The sequence below is a fragment of the Gemmatimonadota bacterium genome (genome assembly GCA_016209965.1).
Taxonomy (GTDB): Bacteria; Gemmatimonadota; Gemmatimonadetes; order Longimicrobiales; family RSA9; genus JACQVE01.
On record JACQVE010000152.1, the window covers coordinates 1 to 2,298 of the forward strand.

The 2,298-nt window shown below is 72.1% G+C and carries 2 protein-coding genes; both read right to left on the reverse strand.

Annotated elements, in window-relative coordinates:
- Positions 1-147: 147 nt before the first annotated feature.
- On the reverse strand, positions 148-1,752 hold the full coding sequence (locus tag HY703_06310; protein MBI4544786.1) for a phosphoglycerate dehydrogenase: 1,605 nt from the start codon (positions 1,750-1,752) through the stop codon (positions 148-150).
- On the reverse strand, positions 1,749-2,298 hold a 550-nt coding region (locus tag HY703_06315), incomplete at its 5' end, for an alanine--glyoxylate aminotransferase family protein (GenBank protein ID MBI4544787.1). The genes HY703_06310 and HY703_06315, both read right to left, overlap by 4 nt.

Genomic DNA, 2,298 nt, shown 5'->3' on the forward strand with positions numbered 1-2,298 from the left:
ACCTACCGCAAGTCAATCGACCAGCTCATTAAGCTGCTTCGCGTCCTGGACTGCGACATTGAAGTCGTGGTGCGCGACCGCGCCCGGCAAAGCGCCTGAAGGCGGCCACCCCTGAGGGTCTGACGGCCAACCCCGCCGGGTGGCCGGTCAGTCCAGTTGCACCTGCCGGACCTCCAGCACCTCTGGCAGTCCGCGCAGCTCGTCCACCAGCTCGGCGCTCAGCCGGCCGTCCACGCTGATGGCCGCCAGCGCCTCGCCGCCCGCCTCGAGCCGCGCCTGGTGGTACTCGCCGATGTTGATGCCGGCAGTGCCCAGCAGTGTGCCCACCCGGCCGATCACGCCGGGCACGTCGCGGTTGCGCAGCACCACGAGTGCGCCGCGCGGGACCACGTCAATGTGGAAGTCGCCTATGCGCACGACGCGCGGGTGCTGTGCCGCGAGCAGCGCGCCGGCCACCAGCACCTGTCCGCCGCCTTGGGAGAACAGCCGCACCTCGAGGTATTCGGCGTAGTCCGCGTGCGGCCCCAGCCGGACCTGCCGCACCTGCATGCCGCGGGACTGGGCGAGGTGCAGGGCATTCACGAAGTTGACGGCGCCTGCGCCCAGCACACCGGCCAGCACGCCGATCAGGGCGCTGGCGGCGAGTGGCCGGAGCAGCCCCTCCTCCACCGCGCCGGCGTAGCGGATCTCCGTAGCCTCGACGGCGCCGTCCGCCAGCACGCAGGCGAGCTGCCCCAGCCGCTGCGCCAGGTCCAGCAGCGGGCGCAGCCGTCGCATCTCCTCGCCGCCAATGGCGGGGGCGTTGACGGCACGGGACAGGTCGCCCTCGACCAGCGCGGCACGGACCGCCTCCGCGATCTCGACCGCCACGTTCTGCTGCGCCTCCTGCGTGGCGGCGCCCAGGTGTGGCGTCAGCACCACGTTGTTCAGAGCGCGCAACCGGTGTTGCGGCGCCAGTGGCTCGAGGTCGAAGACGTCCAGCGCTGCGCCGGCCAGGCGGCCGGAGGCCAGGAACCGGGACAGCGCGGCCTCGTCCACCACGCCGCCGCGCGCCGCGTTCACCAGGAAGGCGCCCGGTTTCATGCGCGCGAGCTCCGCCTCGCCGATCATCCCGGCTGTGGACTCCGTGAGCGGCACGTGCAACGACAGCACGTCCGCGCGGCGCAGCACCTCATCCAGCGAGGCCAGCTCGATTTCCAGCGCCCGGGCGTGCTCCTCGCCCAGGAAGGGGTCGTAGGCGACGACGCGCATGCCGAAGCTCTTGGCCCGCCGAGCCACCTCGCCCCCGATCCGGCCAGCTCCTACCAGGCCCAGGATCTTGCCATACAGCTCCGTGCCGCTGAAGCGCGAGCGGTCCCACTCGCCCTCCTTCATGGAGCGATCGGCCGCCGGCACGCGCCGCACCAGCGCGAGCAGCAGCGCCATGGTCAGCTCCGCCGCGGAAACCGTGTTGCCGGAGGGCGCATTCAGCACCGCGATCCCCCGTTCCGTGGCCGCCTCGACATCGATGTTGTCCACACCCACGCCGGCCCGGCCAATCACCTGCAGCCGGTCCGCGCGCGCCAGCGCTTCCCGCGTGATGCGCGTCGCGCTGCGCACGATCACGGCATCGACCCCGGCCAGCGCGCGGGCCAGCTCCTCGCCCACCAGGCCGGGCCATTCCACAATCTCGAACCGCCCGTCTGCGCGCAGCGGCTCCAGCCCCTCCGGCGCAAGAGCGTCCGCGATCAAGATGCGATAACTCGCGCTCACGCCAGCACCTCTTCCAGCTCCGCCAGCAAACCCTCCAGCTCGGAGACCGTGTGGTCCCCCATGTGGCCAATCCGGATCAGGGCATCCTTCATCCTGCCGTACCCCGGCGCGATCGTGTACCCCCGCTCGCGCAGGGCGGCCGTGACGTGCGGGCCGGTCCACCCCGGCGGCAGCCGGATACAGGTCACGGTGGGCGAGCGGTACCCGGGCGGCGCCAGCACCTCCATGGCCAGCCCGCGGGCTCGCATGGCCTCCACCCAGTCGTAAGTCCTGCGCGCCATGGCCACGTGCCGCGCCCAGCGCCCCTCCACCGTCTCCTCGCGGATGCGCTCGGCCTGCGCCGCCAGCGCGTAGAGCAGCGAGATCGCAGGCGTGTTGGGCGTCTGATACTTGCCCAGCGAGCTCTCGAACTCGAGCAGGTCCAGGTAGACGCCCCGGCCCGGCCGGCTCTGCGCCCGCCGCAGCACGTTCTCCTGCGCCACGCCAAAGGCCAGGCCGGGCGGCAGTGCCAGTGCCTTCTGCGAGCCGGTCAGCACGAAGTCGAGC